25 protein-coding genes and 1 pseudogene are annotated in these 13269 nt (G+C 63.2%); all 26 read right to left on the bottom strand.

Features of this window, described 5'->3' with window-relative positions; all coding sequences use genetic code 11:
* Window positions 1-88: 88 nt before the first annotated feature.
* Window positions 89-478 carry a 30S ribosomal protein S11 gene (rpsK, locus tag EN862_RS22040; protein ID WP_006205444.1) on the bottom strand — a complete coding sequence of 130 codons (390 nt, stop codon included), beginning with the start codon at window positions 476-478 and terminating at the stop codon, window positions 89-91.
* 124 nt (window positions 479-602) lie between these two features.
* On the bottom strand, window positions 603-971 hold the full coding sequence (gene rpsM / locus EN862_RS22035) for a 30S ribosomal protein S13 (RefSeq protein ID WP_027170351.1): 369 nt from the start codon (window positions 969-971) through the stop codon (window positions 603-605).
* Between the two features lie 206 nt (window positions 972-1177).
* Window positions 1178-1768 (bottom strand): adenylate kinase, encoded by a 591-nt coding sequence (locus tag EN862_RS22030; RefSeq protein WP_127867965.1) that lies wholly within the window; start codon window positions 1766-1768, stop codon window positions 1178-1180.
* On the bottom strand, window positions 1765-3105 hold the full coding sequence (secY, locus tag EN862_RS22025; RefSeq protein ID WP_095818133.1) for a preprotein translocase subunit SecY: 1341 nt from the start codon (window positions 3103-3105) through the stop codon (window positions 1765-1767). The genes EN862_RS22030 and secY overlap by 4 nt, the downstream gene beginning before the upstream one ends.
* Before the next feature lie 257 nt (window positions 3106-3362).
* Window positions 3363-3836 (bottom strand): 50S ribosomal protein L15, encoded by a 474-nt coding sequence (gene rplO, locus EN862_RS22020; RefSeq protein WP_127868120.1) that lies wholly within the window; start codon window positions 3834-3836, stop codon window positions 3363-3365.
* 22 nt (window positions 3837-3858) lie between these two features.
* Entirely contained in the window at window positions 3859-4056 is a 198-nt protein-coding gene (gene rpmD, locus EN862_RS22015) for a 50S ribosomal protein L30 (RefSeq protein ID WP_027170355.1), read from the bottom strand.
* Window positions 4057-4081: 25 nt separating this feature from the next.
* Complete coding sequence (gene rpsE / locus EN862_RS22010) at window positions 4082-4651, bottom strand: 30S ribosomal protein S5 (protein WP_027046810.1); 570 nt, start codon at window positions 4649-4651, stop codon at window positions 4082-4084.
* Between the two features lie 76 nt (window positions 4652-4727).
* Complete coding sequence (gene rplR, locus EN862_RS22005) at window positions 4728-5087, bottom strand: 50S ribosomal protein L18 (protein WP_040994632.1); 360 nt, start codon at window positions 5085-5087, stop codon at window positions 4728-4730.
* 88 nt (window positions 5088-5175) lie between these two features.
* Complete coding sequence (rplF, locus tag EN862_RS22000) at window positions 5176-5709, bottom strand: 50S ribosomal protein L6 (RefSeq protein WP_127867964.1); 534 nt, start codon at window positions 5707-5709, stop codon at window positions 5176-5178.
* A gap of 90 nt (window positions 5710-5799) precedes the next feature.
* Window positions 5800-6198, bottom strand: a complete 399-nt coding sequence (rpsH, locus tag EN862_RS21995; protein WP_040994628.1) for a 30S ribosomal protein S8 — start codon at window positions 6196-6198, stop codon at window positions 5800-5802.
* A 12-nt stretch (window positions 6199-6210) separates the two neighbouring features.
* Window positions 6211-6516: a 30S ribosomal protein S14 gene (rpsN, locus tag EN862_RS21990; protein WP_112129141.1), complete on the bottom strand. Its 306-nt coding sequence runs from the start codon at window positions 6514-6516 to the stop codon at window positions 6211-6213.
* 26 nt (window positions 6517-6542) lie between these two features.
* Window positions 6543-7121: a 50S ribosomal protein L5 gene (gene rplE / locus EN862_RS21985; RefSeq protein ID WP_112129140.1), complete on the bottom strand. Its 579-nt coding sequence runs from the start codon at window positions 7119-7121 to the stop codon at window positions 6543-6545.
* A complete protein-coding gene (gene rplX, locus EN862_RS21980; RefSeq protein WP_042642195.1) occupies window positions 7114-7428 on the bottom strand; it encodes a 50S ribosomal protein L24 in 315 nt (104 codons plus the stop codon). Before rplX ends, rplE begins: the two co-directional genes overlap by 8 nt.
* Before the next feature lie 12 nt (window positions 7429-7440).
* Window positions 7441-7809, bottom strand: a complete 369-nt coding sequence (rplN, locus tag EN862_RS21975; protein WP_006205457.1) for a 50S ribosomal protein L14 — start codon at window positions 7807-7809, stop codon at window positions 7441-7443.
* Window positions 7810-7895: 86 nt separating this feature from the next.
* Window positions 7896-8135 carry a 30S ribosomal protein S17 gene (rpsQ, locus tag EN862_RS21970; RefSeq protein WP_042642192.1) on the bottom strand — a complete coding sequence of 80 codons (240 nt, stop codon included), beginning with the start codon at window positions 8133-8135 and terminating at the stop codon, window positions 7896-7898.
* Window positions 8136-8139: 4 nt separating this feature from the next.
* Complete coding sequence (gene rpmC, locus EN862_RS21965) at window positions 8140-8340, bottom strand: 50S ribosomal protein L29 (protein WP_042642190.1); 201 nt, start codon at window positions 8338-8340, stop codon at window positions 8140-8142.
* Between the two features lie 12 nt (window positions 8341-8352).
* The gene (gene rplP, locus EN862_RS21960; protein WP_027170364.1) at window positions 8353-8766 is read right to left on the bottom strand and encodes a 50S ribosomal protein L16; all 414 of its coding nucleotides are present in this window, start codon (window positions 8764-8766) and stop codon (window positions 8353-8355) included.
* Window positions 8767-8793: 27 nt separating this feature from the next.
* The gene (rpsC, locus tag EN862_RS21955; protein WP_040983028.1) at window positions 8794-9525 is read right to left on the bottom strand and encodes a 30S ribosomal protein S3; all 732 of its coding nucleotides are present in this window, start codon (window positions 9523-9525) and stop codon (window positions 8794-8796) included.
* Window positions 9525-9914, bottom strand: a complete 390-nt coding sequence (gene rplV / locus EN862_RS21950) for a 50S ribosomal protein L22 (RefSeq protein ID WP_010909277.1) — start codon at window positions 9912-9914, stop codon at window positions 9525-9527. The genes rpsC and rplV overlap by 1 nt, the downstream gene beginning before the upstream one ends.
* Before the next feature lie 2 nt (window positions 9915-9916).
* Entirely contained in the window at window positions 9917-10195 is a 279-nt protein-coding gene (gene rpsS, locus EN862_RS21945) for a 30S ribosomal protein S19 (protein WP_006205463.1), read from the bottom strand.
* 16 nt (window positions 10196-10211) lie between these two features.
* The gene (gene rplB / locus EN862_RS21940) at window positions 10212-11045 is read right to left on the bottom strand and encodes a 50S ribosomal protein L2 (RefSeq protein ID WP_126084116.1); all 834 of its coding nucleotides are present in this window, start codon (window positions 11043-11045) and stop codon (window positions 10212-10214) included.
* A 22-nt stretch (window positions 11046-11067) separates the two neighbouring features.
* Complete coding sequence (locus EN862_RS21935; protein ID WP_040983033.1) at window positions 11068-11361, bottom strand: 50S ribosomal protein L23; 294 nt, start codon at window positions 11359-11361, stop codon at window positions 11068-11070.
* Window positions 11358-11978, bottom strand: a complete 621-nt coding sequence (gene rplD / locus EN862_RS21930) for a 50S ribosomal protein L4 (protein WP_127230326.1) — start codon at window positions 11976-11978, stop codon at window positions 11358-11360. Before rplD ends, EN862_RS21935 begins: the two co-directional genes overlap by 4 nt.
* Entirely contained in the window at window positions 11978-12697 is a 720-nt protein-coding gene (gene rplC / locus EN862_RS21925) for a 50S ribosomal protein L3 (RefSeq protein WP_127867963.1), read from the bottom strand. Before rplC ends, rplD begins: the two co-directional genes overlap by 1 nt.
* Before the next feature lie 61 nt (window positions 12698-12758).
* Window positions 12759-13067, bottom strand: coding sequence for a 30S ribosomal protein S10 (gene rpsJ / locus EN862_RS21920; RefSeq protein ID WP_006205468.1), 309 nt, complete (start codon window positions 13065-13067; stop codon window positions 12759-12761).
* A 68-nt stretch (window positions 13068-13135) separates the two neighbouring features.
* A pseudogene (tuf, locus tag EN862_RS21915) lies at window positions 13136-13269 on the bottom strand (elongation factor Tu); the annotation flags it as partial.

Genomic DNA, 13269 nt, shown 5'->3' with positions numbered 1-13269 from the left:
CCTTCCTTTGCCCCGCCACCATCCAATCGTGGCGGGCGACACGGAAAACCGCGGAGGAACGCCGTGGCGTTCGCGCGGCGCTTAAAAATCAGACGCGGCGCTTCTTGCGAGGGCGGCAGCCATTGTGCGGGATCGGCGTCACGTCGCGGATCGAGGTGATGGTGAAGCCGGCCGCCTGCAGCGCGCGAAGGGCCGATTCACGGCCGGAGCCGGGTCCGCAGACCTCGACCTCGAGCATGCGCATGCCGTGTTCCTGCGCCTTCTTGGCGACGTCCTCGGCAGCCATCTGGGCGGCGAACGGGGTCGACTTGCGCGAACCCTTGAAGCCTTGCGCACCGGCCGACGACCAGGCAATCGAATTGCCCTGCGCGTCGGTGATGGTGATCATGGTGTTATTGAAGGTCGAATTGACGTGGGCAACGCCCGACGAGATGTTCTTGCGTTCGCGACGGCGAACACGAGCGGCTTCCTTGGCCATGGTAGTCCTTTCAGTTGATCTCTACACCGCCGTAATGCCAGCGGCTCCACCTTAGGAAGCGAGTAGGGAGTAGTGAGTAGCGAATAGAGCCCTACTCGCTAATGACTACTCGCTATTCGCTCAATTACTTCTTCTTGCCGGCGATCGCCTTGGCCGGGCCCTTGCGGGTGCGCGCATTGGTGTGCGTGCGCTGGCCGCGGACCGGCAGCGAGCGGCGGTGACGCAGGCCGCGGTAGCAGCCGAGGTCCATGAGCCGCTTGATGTTCATCGAGACTTCGCGACGCAGGTCGCCTTCGACCTGGTAGTCGCGGTCGATCGTCTCGCGGATCTGCAGCACTTCCGCGTCGGTCAGCTGGTTGACGCGGCGGTCCGCCGGGATGCCGACCTTGTCGACGATCTCCTGGGCAAACTTCTTGCCGATGCCGTGAATGTACTGAAGCGCAATGACGACGCGCTTGTTGGTCGGAATGTTGACGCCGGCTATACGAGCCATGTTCTTCTCTTTCTCCATGTAGGCCGGACGAGCCGGCGTTCAAGTTATCCCGCGTCCGGTGGAGGCCGGCCCTTGCGGGAGTTTCCTGGTTCAAAGCGGATGCCTTGCCCGCAAGGGCAAGCAAAGTCCATGCCTGATAGGAAGACGGGCCGCCATACCCCAACGGCCCGTTCCCGTCAAGCGCAATCTTCAATTGTCGGCGCGAGCTACTTCGCCGCGGCCGCGAGCACCTTTCCGATCTCGTCGGTCACGGCATCGATGCTGGCCATGCCGTCGACGGTCCTGAGCTTGCCTTTGGCGTAGTAGTAGCCGGTCAGCGGCGCCGTCTTCTTGTAGTATTCGCGCAGGCGTTCCTCGAACACCGCCGGGTTGTCGTCCTTGCGCACCGGCTGGCCGGCCGCTTGAGCATCCTCGGCGCGTTTGACGATTCGCCCGACCAGCGCCTTGTCGTCCACGACAAGCTCGATGACGGTGTCGAGCGCGATGCCGCGCTCGGCAAGCATCGCCTCGACCGCGTCCGCCTGGACCAGCGTGCGCGGATAGCCGTCGAGGATAAAGCCCTTGGCGCAATCCGGCTGATCGATGCGCTCGGCGACGATGGCGTTGACGATTGCGTCAGAGACCAGTTCGCCGGCATCCATCACCGCCTTGGCGCGCTTGCCCACCTCGGTTCCGGCCTGGACGGCGGCACGCAGCATGTCTCCCGTCGAGAGCTGTGGGATGCCGTGTTGTTCTACCAGTCTTTGTGCTTGCGTCCCCTTGCCCGCCCCTGGCGGCCCAAGCAATATCAGCCTCATCTGCTCCTCTTCCCCCCACGCAACTTCGACTTCTTGATCAGGCCCTCATACTGGTGCGCGATCAGGTGACCCTGAATCTGCGCCACCGTGTCGAGCGTGACACTGACCACGATCAGAAGCGATGTGCCACCGAGGTAGAAAGGTACGCCAGTCGCTGAAATCAGGAACTCAGGCAGCAGACAGACCAGCACCAGGTAGATGGCGCCGATGACGGTGATACGCGTCAGAACATAGTCGATATATTCGGCTGTGCGCTCGCCCGGACGATAGCCAGGGATGAAGCCGGAATGCTTCTTGAGCTGGTCGGCCGTGTCCTTCGGGTTGAAGACGATCGCCGTGTAGAAGAAGGCGAAGAAGACGATCATGCCCGCATAGAAGATCATGTACAGCGGCTGGCCGTGACCGAGCGAGGCCAGGATGGTGCTTGCCCAGGCCGGCAGGTTCGTCGCCTGCGAGAAGCCCGCGACGGTTGCCGGCAAAAGCAGCAGCGAGGACGCGAAGATCGGCGGGATGACGCCCGAAGTGTTGAGCTTCAGCGGCAAATGCGAGGTATCGCCCTGGAACATGCGGTTGCCGACCTGGCGCTTCGGATACTGGATGAGCAGTCGGCGTTGCGCGCGTTCGAAGAAGACGATGAGCGCGATGACGACGATGGCCAGCACGATGATCGCGAGGATGAGGCCCGTCGACAGCGCACCGGTGCGGCCGAGCTCCAGCGTGCCGGAGATCGCCCGCGGCAGGCCGGCGACGATGCCGGAGAAGATGATCAGCGAAATGCCGTTGCCGATGCCGCGCGCGGTGATCTGCTCGCCGAGCCACATCAGGAACATGGTGCCGCCGACCAGCGTGACGACGGTCGAGATGCGGAAGAACATGCCGGGATCGTTGACGATGCCGTTGCCGCCCTCGAGACCGATCGAAATGCCGTAGGCCTGGATCAGCGCGAGCAGCACGGTGCCGTAGCGCGTGTACTGGTTGATGATCTTGCGGCCCTGCTCGCCTTCCTTCTTCAGCGCTTCCAGCGACGGGATGACCGAGGTCATCAGCTGCATGATGATGGAGGCGGAGATGTAGGGCATGATGCCCAGCGCGAAGATCGCCATGCGCTGCACGGCGCCGCCGGCAAACATGTTGAACATGCCGAGCACGCCCTTGCTCTGCGAGGAGAAGGCCTGGGCGAAAGCGTCGGGATTGATGCCGGGAAGCGGGATGTAGGTGCCGAGGCGGTAGACGAGCAGCGCGCCGATGGTGAACCAGATGCGCTTCTTGAGATCCTCGGCCTTGGCGAAGGCCGCGAAATTCAGATTGGAGGCTAGTTGTTCAGCAGCCGAAGCCATGCCTGATTCTCCGCTAGAGCATGATGCCGAAAAGTGTGGAGCGGTTTTCGGACAACAGCCTGCTCTACTTCATTGATTTTCGTGTCACGCTCGACGCCCCCAGCTCAGGCGGCGCGTGTCACCGAAGCTCACGAGATAAGCTCCGGACCTTAAACATGCAAGCGGCCGCGTTGACGCGGCCGCCCAATTCATCTGGTCAAAGCGCGGTTCGAGGGAAAATGCGAAGTCATCCCGCTCGGCCGCGCTTCAAATCGCCGTTACTCGGCGGCGGCCGCTTCCGGCAACTTCACCGAACCGCCGGCCTTCTCGATCTTCTCGATCGCGGCCTTGGAGGCGCCGGCGATGTCGAAGGAGAGCTTGGCCTTCAGCTCGCCGTCGGACAGCACGCGGACGCCGTCCTTGGCGCGGCGGATGACACCGGCGGCAACCAGGGCCTCGGCCGTCACGGCCGCCTTGGCGTCGAGCTTCTTGGCGTCGATCGCCGCCTGGATCTTGGCCAGCGACACGACCGCGAAGCTCTTGCCGAAGAGGTTGTTGAAGCCGCGCTTCGGCAGGCGCCGGTAGAGCGGCATCTGGCCGCCCTCGAAGCCGTTGATGGCAACGCCCGAACGGGCCTTCTGGCCCTTGACGCCGCGACCGGCGGTCTTGCCCGAGCCGGAGCCGATGCCGCGACCGAGGCGCTTCCTGGAATGCGTGGCGCCGTCCTTGTCACGCAGATCGTTGAGTTTCATCATTCTTCTCCTGCGCTTCCGTTCAGGCCTCGTCCACGACGCGGACGAGGTGCTGGACGGCGGCGATCATGCCGCGCACCGAAGGGGTATCTTCCAGCGTGCGCCGCTTGTGCATCTTGTTCAGGCCGAGGCCGACCAGCGTCGCGCGCTGCTCCTTCGGCCGGCGGATCGGGGAGCCGATCTGCTCGACGGTGATGGTCTTGGTAGCTTTCTTGGCCATGGTCGAAATCCCTGGTCAGCGTCGACTATTCTTCAGCCGCAACGGCGGTGCCGCGGCGGGCCTGAAGGGTCGAGTACTTGATGCCGCGCGCGGCAGCCACATCCTTCGGATGCATCTGGCTCTTCAGCGCGTCGAAGGTGGCGCGAACCATGTTGTAGGGGTTCGACGAACCCATCGACTTGGCGACCACGTCATGCATGCCGAGCGTCTCGAAGACGGCGCGCATCGGGCCGCCTGCGATGATGCCGGTACCCTGCTTGGCGGCGCGCAGCAGAACGCGTCCGGCGCCCCAGCGGCCCTCGACGTCGTGATGCAGCGTGCGGCCCGAACGCAGCGGCACGAAGATCATGTCGCGCTTGGCCGATTCGGTCGCCTTGCGGATCGCTTCCGGCACTTCGCGCGCCTTGCCGTGGCCGAAGCCAACGCGGCCCTTCTGGTCGCCGACGACGACGAGAGCGGCAAAGCCGAAACGACGGCCGCCCTTCACCACCTTGGCGACGCGGTTGATGTGGACAAGCTTGTCCACCATGCCGTCGTCACGCTCTTCGCGTTCACGCTCGCGGCCGCGGCCGCCTTCTCTACGTTCCTGTGCCATATCCTGTTCCTTGTTCTTTTCCGGAAGCACGGTTGCTGTTTGCCGACGCCGCATTTCGGTCGCCGACGGTTTAAAATCAGAAGCTGAGACCGCCTTCGCGGGCAGCCTCGGCCAGCGCCTTGACGCGGCCATGATAGATGTACGGGCCGCGATCGAAGACGACTTCCTTGACCCCGGCCTTGGCGGCGCGCTCTGCGATCAGCTTGCCGACGGCGGCGGCGGCCGCGGTGTCGGCGCCGGTCTTGAGCGAACCCTTGAGGTCCTTCTCCAGCGTCGAGGCGGCGGCCAGCGTGTGGCCCTTGGCGTCGTCGATCACCTGGACGTAGATGTTCTTCGATGTGCGATGCACCGACAGACGCGGGCGCTCGCCGGCGACCTTCTTGATCTGGCGGCGGATGCGCTGCGCGCGGCGCTGGGTGGCTTCTTTCGTGCTCATACTGTCAGTTCCCTGCCTTCAGAAAACGGGGGCAACCTTGTGCGGTAGGCCAGGCCTCCCGCGGCCGCTCCCCGCGGCGTTACACTTCTTACTTCTTCTTGCCTTCCTTGCGCACGATGCGCTCGTCGGCATAGCGCACGCCCTTGCCCTTGTACGGCTCCGGACCGCGATATTCGCGGATCTCGGCGGCGACCTGGCCGACCTGCTGCTTGTCGATGCCCGAGACCGTGATTTCGGTCGGCTTCGGCACGGTGATGGTGATGCCCTGCGGCGTCTGGTAGATCACGTCATGGCTGAAGCCAAGCGCCAGTTGCAGGTTCTTGCCCTGCAACGCAGCACGATAGCCGACGCCGGTGATCTCGAGCTTCTTCTCGAAGCCGTCCTTCACGCCCTGCAGGATGTTGACGATCTGCGTGCGCGACATGCCCCACTTGGAACGGGCGGTCTTGGTCTGGTCGCGCGGCTCGACGGAGATTTCGTTGTTCTCCATCTTCACCAGCACTTCGTCGTTCACCACGAACTTCAGCTCGCCCTTCGGGCCCTTCGCCGTCACGGTCTGGCCGTTGACGGTCGCGGTCACGCCCTGCGGCAGCGAAACGGGTTTCTTTCCGATACGAGACATTATGTTGTCCTCGTCACTTCTTTGGTTTCAGGTTCCAGTTCCCGGGCGCGATCCCGAGAACCGAAGCCCATTCATCAATCTCTTGGCCGATCAGAAGATCTGGCAGAGGATCTCGCCGCCGACATTCTGCTCGCGCGCTTCATGGTCGGCCATGACGCCCTTCGGCGTCGAAAGGATGGCGATGCCGAGGCCGTTGGCGACCTGCGGGATCGACTTGGCCGAGACATAGACGCGGCGGCCGGGCTTCGAGACGCGCTCGATTTCGCGCACGACCGGAGCGCCGTCGAAATACTTCAGCTCGATCTCGATTTCCGACTTGCCGTTTTCGAAGTCGGTCTGACTGTAGTCGCGGATGTAGCCTTCCGACTTCAGCACGTCGAGAACGCGGGCGCGCAGACGCGAGGCCGGGGTCGAAACGCTCGACTTCTTGCGGCCATAGGCGTTGCGGATACGGGTCAGCATATCGCCGAGAGGATCGCTCAATGACATCTCAGTGTCTCCTTACCAGCTCGACTTGACTAGGCCCGGGATCTGGCCGGTATTGCCCAGATCGCGAAGCGCGATACGCGAAAGCTTGAGCTTGCGATAGTAGGCGCGCGGACGGCCCGTGACTTCGCAGCGGTTGCGGATGCGGATCTTGGCCGAGTTGCGCGGCAGCGCCGAAAGCTTCAACTGGGCGCGGAAACGCTCTTCCATCGGCTTGGACTGATCCATGATGATGGCCTTCAGCGCGGCGCGCTTGGCGGCGTACTGACCGGTGAGCTTGCGCCGCCGGTTGTTCTTCTCGACTGAGCTGGTCTTTGCCATTTCAGATTTTTCCTTTTTCGCTGCCGTTACTGGCGGAAGGGGAAGTTGAAGGCCTTGAGCAGAGCCCTGGCCTCGTCATCCGTCTTCGCCGTCGTACAAACGATGACGTCCATGCCCCAGACCTGATCGACCTTGTCGTAGTTGATCTCTGGGAACACGATGTGCTCCTTGATGCCCATGGCGTAGTTGCCACGGCCGTCAAAGCTCTTCGGGTTCAGTCCGCGGAAGTCGCGAACGCGCGGCAGCGCGATGTTCACGAGGCGGTCGAGGAACTCGTACATGCGTTCCTTGCGCAGCGTGACCTTGGCGCCGATGGGCATGTTCTCGCGCACCTTGAAGCCCGCGATCGACTTGCGCGAGCGGGTCACGACGGCCTTCTGGCCGGCGATCAGCGCGAGATCCTCGGCCGCGACCGAGGGCTTCTTGGAATCGGCGGTTGCTTCGCCGACACCCATGTTCAGCACGATCTTGTCGATGCGCGGAACCTGCATCTCGTTGTCGTAGCCGAACTGCTCCTGCAGCGCCTTGCGGATGGTCTCCTGATAGACCTTCTTGAGGCGCGGCTCGTTCTTGGCAGCCGCCTGCTTGGTTTCAGCCTTAGCCATTGATGACTTCTCCCGAGCGCTTGGCGACGCGCACCTTCTTGCCGTCCTTCTGGATGGTGAAGCCGACGCGGGTCGGCTTGCCGTCCTTGGGGTCGGCCAGCGCGATGTTCGACAGGTGGATCGGCGCTTCCTTGGTGATGATCCCGCCCTCTTGGGACTGGGTCTGCTTCTGGTGACGGCGAATGAGGTTCACGCCGCGGACAACCGCGGTGTCTTCCTTCGGCTGCACCGACAGGACTTCGCCCGAACGGCCCTTGTCCTTGCCGGCAAGCACGACGACCTTGTCGCCTTTTTTGATCTTTTGCATTGGTCCGGCTCCTTACAGCACTTCAGGCGCGAGCGAGATGATCTTCATGTGGTTCTTGGCGCGCAGCTCGCGCGGAACCGGTCCGAAGATACGGGTGCCGATCGGCTCTTTCTTATTGTCGACGAGAACGGCCGCGTTCTTGTCGAAACGGATCACGCTGCCGTCGGGGCGGCGGATGTCCTTGGCCGTGCGAACCACGACCGCCTTCATCACATCGCCCTTCTTAACGCGGCCGCGCGGAATGGCTTCCTTGATCGACACCACGATGATGTCGCCGACGGAGGCGTACTTCCGCTTCGAGCCGCCCAGCACCTTGATGCACATGACACGACGGGCGCCGGAATTGTCCGCGACGTCGAGGTTTGTTTGCATCTGAATCATGACTGGCCGCCTTCTTCTTTTCTAACGGGACGGGTGCTTTCACCCCTCCCCGGTCTGTCCAAAATTCGTTTGTTTACGCCCAGAGATCAGGCTTGGTCCGAGGTAACCACGACCCAGCGCTTGTCCTTCGAAATCGGCTTCGATTCCTGGATGAACACCTGGTCGCCGACCTTGTGGGCGTTGTTCTCGTCGTGCGCCTTGTACTTCTTGGTCATGCGCACGGTCTTCTTCATCACCGGATGCGTGAAGCGACGCTCGACCTTGACGACAACCGTCTTCTCGTTCTTGTCGCTGACGACGGTGCCCTGCAGGATACGCTTCGGCATGGTCTTAACCCTTCTTGGCCGCGGCTTTTTCCGCGGCGATGGTCTTGATGCGCGCGATGTCCTTGCGGACCTGCTTCACGCGCGCGGTCTTCTCGAGCTGGCCGGTGGCCTTCTGGAAGCGCAGGTTGAACTGCTCCTTCTTCAGCGCGGCCAGGTCGTCGGTCAGCTGATCCTGGGTCTTTGTCCGGATGTCTTCGGCTTTCATGATCGGCTGTCCTTATTCTGCGATGCGCTGCACGAAGCGCGTCTTGACCGAGAGCTTGGCGGCGCCGAGACGCAGCGCCTCACGCGCGGTCTCCTCGCTGACGCCATCGATCTCGAACATGATGCGGCCGGGCTTGACGCGCGCCGCCCAGTAGTCGACGGCGCCCTTGCCCTTACCCATGCGGACTTCGGTCGGCTTCGAGGTGACCGGCAGATCCGGGAACACCCGGATCCAGACGCGGCCGGCACGCTTCATCTCGCGGGTGATCGCGCGGCGGGCCGCCTCGATCTCACGCGCGGTGACGCGGTTCGGCTCAAGCGCCTTCAGCCCGAAACCGCCGAAATCCAGGTTGGTGCCGCCCTTGGCGGTACCGTGGATACGGCCCTTGAACTGCTTACGGAACTTTGTGCGCTTTGGCTGCAGCATCGTTCTAACTCCAAATTCTCAAATGTCTCAGGCGTTCTCGCGACGACGGCCGCGTTCGCGCTCGCCACCAGCACCGCCGCCATGCGCGGCATCGCCTTCGGTTGCACGGCGCTCGGAAGCCATCGGGTCATGCTCGAGGATCTCGCCCTTGAACACCCACACCTTGACGCCGCAGATGCCGTAAGCCGTGTTAGCCTCGGCCGTGCCGTAGTCGACATCGGCGCGCAGCGTGTGCAGCGGCACGCGGCCTTCGCGGTACCACTCCATGCGCGCGATTTCGGCGCCGCCGAGACGGCCGGAGCAGTTGATGCGGATGCCTTCGGCGCCGAGACGCATGGCCGACTGAACGGCACGCTTCATGGCGCGGCGGAATGCGATGCGGCGCTCGAGCTGCTGGGCGATCGACTGGGCGATCAGCGTGGCGTCGATCTCCGGCTTGCGCACTTCAACGATGTTGAGGTGCGTCTCGGACTTCGTCATCTCGGTCAGCTTCTTGCGCAGCTTCTCGATGTCGGCGCCCTTCTTGCCGATGATCAGGCCCGGACGCGCGGCGTGGATGGTGACGCGGCACTTCTTGTGCGGACGCTCGATCACGACCTTGGAGATCGCGGCCTGCTTGAGTTCCTTCTCAAGATACTTGCGGATCTTGAGGTCCTCATGCAGCAGCTGGCCGTACTCGCCGGTGTTCGCGAACCAGCGCGAATCCCAGGTGCGGTTGATGCCGAGACGCAGCCCGATCGGATTGACTTTCTGGCCCATTATGCGGCCTCCCCTTTTTCCTCGACTTCACGAACGACGATCGTGAGGTGCGAGAACGGCTTTTCGATACGGCTGGCGCGACCGCGGCCACGAGCGTGGAAACGCTTCATGACGATCGACTTGCCGACATAGGCTTCCGCCACCACCAGCGCATCGACATCGAGGTCGTGATTGTTTTCCGCGTTGGCGATCGCCGATTCCAGCGTCTTCTTGACCGTGCCGGAAATCCGCTTGGCCGAGAATTCGAGGTCGGAAAGCGCGGTCGCGACCTTCTTGCCGCGGATCAGCGCGGCAACCAGGTTGAGCTTCTGCGGGCTGATACGGATCGTGCGCAGAACGGCACGCGCCTCATTATCAGCAAGCCTGCGCGGAGCTTTGGCCTTGCCCATGATTATTTCCTCTTCGCCTTCTTATCCGCGCCGTGACCGTAATAGGTCCGGGTCGGAGCGAATTCACCGAACTTGTGGCCGACCATGTCCTCGTTCACCGAGACCGGGACGTGCTTCTGGCCGTTGTAGACACCGAAGGTGAAGCCGACGAACTGCGGCAGGATGGTGGAGCGACGGCTCCACATCTTGATCACCTCATTGCGACCGCCTTCACGAACCTTGTCCACCTTCTTGAGAAGGTAGCCGTCGATGAAGGGGCCTTTCCAAATCGAACGAGTCACTTGGCGTTACCTCTTCTTAGCTCTTGCGCTGATGGCGCGAGCGCAGGATGAACTTGTCGGTCGCCTTGTTGGACCGCGTCTTCTTGCCCTTGGTCGGCTTGCCCCAAGGCGAAACCGGATGACGGCCACCCGAGGTGCGGCCTTCGCCGCCGCCATGCGGATGGTCGACCGGGTTCATGGCCACGCCGCGATTGTGCGGACGCTTGCCGCGCCAAACGGTGCGACCGGCCTTGCCGTCATTGATGTTGCCGTGGTCGGGGTTCGACACCGCGCCGACGGTGGCCATGCAGGAGCCATGCACGACGCGCTGCTCGCCCGAGTTGAGGCGCAGGATCGCCATGCCCTGGTCGCGGCCGACGAGCTGGGCGTAACCGCCAGCCGAACGGGCGACCTGGCCACCCTTGCCCGGCTTCAGCTCGATGTTGTGGACGATCGTGCCGACCGGCATCGAGGCCAGCGGCATCGCGTTGCCCGGCTTCACGTCGACCGCTTCGCCAGCCACGATCTTGTCGCCGGCAGCAAGGCGCTGCGGGGCCAGGATGTAGGACAGCTCGCCATCGTCATACTTGATCAGCGCGATGAAGGCGGTGCGGTTCGGATCGTATTCGATACGCTCGACTGTGCCGACGACATCATACTTCTTACGCTTGAAGTCGATGATGCGGTACGAGCGCTTGTGACCACCGCCGATGAAGCGGGCCGTGATGCGGCCGTAATTGTTGCGGCCGCCCGACTTGGTCAGGCCTTCGGTCAGGCCCTTGACGGGCTTGCCCTTGTAGAGGCCCGAGCGGTCGACGATGACCAGCTGGCGGGTGCTCGGCGTTACCGGGTTGAATTTCTTAAGTGCCATTGTCCTGTCCTCGCGGCCTTGCTCAGAGACCCGTCGCGACGTCGATCGACTGGCCGTCGGCCAGCGTCACAACCGCCTTCTTGACGTCGCCCTGGCGGCCAACGGTGCCGCGGAAGCGCTTGATCTTGCCCTTGCGGACGAGCGTGTTCACAGCCGTCACCTTGACGCCGAAGAGAGCTTCCACGGCAGCCTTGATTTCCGGCTTCGACGCCTTCTTGGCGACGTTGAAGACGACCTGGTTCTGCTCGGAAGCCATGGTCGACTTTTCGGTGATCGCCGGCGAGACGATCACGTCGTAGTGACGGAGGTCGGTCATTTAAAGCGCTCCTCGAGAGCCTCGACGGCGGCCTTCGAAAGGACCAGCGTGCCGCGGCGCAGAATGTCGTAGACGTTGATGCCCTGGATGGGCAGCACGTCGATGTTCGGAATGTTGGTCGCCGCCAGCTTGAAGTTCTGGTCAAGCTCGGCGCCGCCGATCACCAGGGCGTTGGTCAGCCCCAGCGTTTCGAGGTTCGCCGCCAGCGCCTTAGTCTTGGCTTCGGCAAGCTTCAGCTCGTCGATGATGATGAGCGAAGCGCTCTTGGCCTTGGCCGAGAGAGCATGCTTCAAGCCAAGGGCGCGCACCTTCTTCGGCAGTTCGTGCTCATGGCTGCGCACGACCGGGCCGTGCGCCTTGCCGCCGCCGCGGAACTGCGGAGCGCGAGCCGAATGGTGACGGGCGCGGCCCGTACCCTTCTGCTTGTACATCTTGGCGCCGGTGCGCGCGATTTCGGCGCGGCCCTTGGCCTTGTGCGTGCCCTGCTGCTTCTTGGCGAGCTGCCAGCGCACGACGCGCTGCAGGATGTCCTCGCGCGGGTCGAGGCCGAAAATCTCCTCGGAGAGTTTCACCTTGCCGGCGTCCTTGCCGCCGAGCGTTGTGATCTTGAGGTCCATTATTCCGCTCCCTCAGTGGCCGGGGCTTCGTTCTTGGCGGCAGCGGCAGCACGGATCGCGGCGGGCTTCGGCGCGTTGGCCGGCAGCGCAACCTTGGCGGCGTCGCGAACCAGGATCCAGGCGCCCTTGACGCCGGGAACCGCGCCGCGGATCAGGATCAGGCCGCGATCGGCGTCGGTCGAGACGACCTCGACATTCTGCGTGGTCACGCGGGTGTCACCCATGTGGCCGGCCATCTTCTTGCCCTTGAACACCTTGCCGGGGTCCTGGCGCTGACCGGTCGAACCATGCGTGCGGTGCGAGACCGAGTTACCGTGAGTCGCGCGGCCACCACCCATGTTGTGCCGCTTGATCACGCCCTGGAAACCCTTACCGGTCGAGGTGCCGGTGACGTCGACCTTCTGGCCGGCGACGAAATGCTCGACGGTCAGCTCGGCGCCGACGTCGATCATGTTGTCGGCGGAGACGCGGAACTCGGCGAGCTTCGCCTTCGGCTCGACGGAGGCGGCGGCGAAATGGCCGCGCAGCGCCTTCGACGTGTTCTTCACCTTGGCAAGGCCAACGCCGAGCTGGACGGCGGTGTAGCCGTTCTTCTCCTGCGTGCGCTGAGCCACGACCTGGCAGTTCTCCATCTGGAGAACGGTGACGGGAACGTGTTCCCCGGCATCGTTATAGATGCGGGTCATTCCCACCTTCTTTGCAATCACACCTGAACGCATCGGTTCAATTCCTTTAGAGTTCCGGGCCAGGGGCAGCGCCCCTTACCGCGCTCTCAATCCCTTAGAGCTTGATCTCGACGTCGACACCGGCGGCCAGATCGAGCTTCATCAAAGCATCGACCGTCTGCGGGGTCGGATCGACGATGTCGAGCAGACGCTTGTGCGTGCGCATCTCGAACTGCTCGCGGCTCTTCTTGTCGACGTGGGGCGACCGGTTGACCGTGAATTTTTCGATCCGCGTCGGCAGCGGAATGGGGCCGCGGACGTTGGCGCCGGTGCGCTTGGCGGTCGACACGATTTCGCGCGTCGAGGCGTCGAGCACCCGGTGGTCAAACGCCTTAAGGCGGATGCGGATATTCTGTCCGTTCATGCGTCAATTCCTTGTTCTGGCGCGGCGCGGGCAGCTCCCGCGCCCGCGACAGATCCGTTTCAGTCCAATTACTCTTTGATGGTGACGACGATGCCGGCACCGACGGTGCGGCCGCCTTCACGGATGGCGAAGCGCAGCTTCTCTTCCATCGCGATCGGCACGATCAGCTCGACGTCGACGGTGATGTTGTCGCCGGGCATCA

This window comes from Mesorhizobium sp. M2E.F.Ca.ET.219.01.1.1 (genome assembly GCF_004016445.2).
Lineage (GTDB): Bacteria > Pseudomonadota > Alphaproteobacteria > Rhizobiales > Rhizobiaceae > Mesorhizobium.
This window is presented reverse-complemented; position numbering and strand designations above follow the sequence as displayed.

Coding starts and splice junctions, on each gene's coding strand:
- rpsK (WP_006205444.1), bottom strand. CDS start 478: ATGGCCAAGGAAGCCGCTCGTGTTCGCCGTCGCGAACGCAAGAACATC.
- rpsM (WP_027170351.1), bottom strand. CDS start 971: ATGGCTCGTATAGCCGGCGTCAACATTCCGACCAACAAGCGCGTCGTC.
- EN862_RS22030 (WP_127867965.1), bottom strand. CDS start 1,768: ATGAGGCTGATATTGCTTGGGCCGCCAGGGGCGGGCAAGGGGACGCAA.
- secY (WP_095818133.1), bottom strand. CDS start 3,105: ATGGCTTCGGCTGCTGAACAACTAGCCTCCAATCTGAATTTCGCGGCC.
- rplO (WP_127868120.1), bottom strand. CDS start 3,836: ATGAAACTCAACGATCTGCGTGACAAGGACGGCGCCACGCATTCCAGG.
- rpmD (WP_027170355.1), bottom strand. CDS start 4,056: ATGGCCAAGAAAGCTACCAAGACCATCACCGTCGAGCAGATCGGCTCC.
- rpsE (WP_027046810.1), bottom strand. CDS start 4,651: ATGGCACAGGAACGTAGAGAAGGCGGCCGCGGCCGCGAGCGTGAACGC.
- rplR (WP_040994632.1), bottom strand. CDS start 5,087: ATGAGCACGAAAGAAGCCACCCAGCGCCGCGCGCAGCGCATCCGCCGC.
- rplF (WP_127867964.1), bottom strand. CDS start 5,709: ATGTCTCGTATCGGAAAGAAACCCGTTTCGCTGCCGCAGGGCGTGACC.
- rpsH (WP_040994628.1), bottom strand. CDS start 6,198: ATGTCATTGAGCGATCCTCTCGGCGATATGCTGACCCGTATCCGCAAC.
- rpsN (WP_112129141.1), bottom strand. CDS start 6,516: ATGGCAAAGACCAGCTCAGTCGAGAAGAACAACCGGCGGCGCAAGCTC.
- rplE (WP_112129140.1), bottom strand. CDS start 7,121: ATGGCTAAGGCTGAAACCAAGCAGGCGGCTGCCAAGAACGAGCCGCGC.
- rplX (WP_042642195.1), bottom strand. CDS start 7,428: ATGCAAAAGATCAAAAAAGGCGACAAGGTCGTCGTGCTTGCCGGCAAG.
- rplN (WP_006205457.1), bottom strand. CDS start 7,809: ATGATTCAGATGCAAACAAACCTCGACGTCGCGGACAATTCCGGCGCC.
- rpsQ (WP_042642192.1), bottom strand. CDS start 8,135: ATGCCGAAGCGTATCCTGCAGGGCACCGTCGTCAGCGACAAGAACGAG.
- rpmC (WP_042642190.1), bottom strand. CDS start 8,340: ATGAAAGCCGAAGACATCCGGACAAAGACCCAGGATCAGCTGACCGAC.
- rplP (WP_027170364.1), bottom strand. CDS start 8,766: ATGCTGCAGCCAAAGCGCACAAAGTTCCGTAAGCAGTTCAAGGGCCGT.
- rpsC (WP_040983028.1), bottom strand. CDS start 9,525: ATGGGCCAGAAAGTCAATCCGATCGGGCTGCGTCTCGGCATCAACCGC.
- rplV (WP_010909277.1), bottom strand. CDS start 9,914: ATGGGCAAGGCCAAAGCTCCGCGCAGGCTTGCTGATAATGAGGCGCGT.
- rplB (WP_126084116.1), bottom strand. CDS start 11,045: ATGGCACTTAAGAAATTCAACCCGGTAACGCCGAGCACCCGCCAGCTG.
- EN862_RS21935 (WP_040983033.1), bottom strand. CDS start 11,361: ATGACCGACCTCCGTCACTACGACGTGATCGTCTCGCCGGCGATCACC.
- rplD (WP_127230326.1), bottom strand. CDS start 11,978: ATGGACCTCAAGATCACAACGCTCGGCGGCAAGGACGCCGGCAAGGTG.
- rplC (WP_127867963.1), bottom strand. CDS start 12,697: ATGCGTTCAGGTGTGATTGCAAAGAAGGTGGGAATGACCCGCATCTAT.
- rpsJ (WP_006205468.1), bottom strand. CDS start 13,067: ATGAACGGACAGAATATCCGCATCCGCCTTAAGGCGTTTGACCACCGG.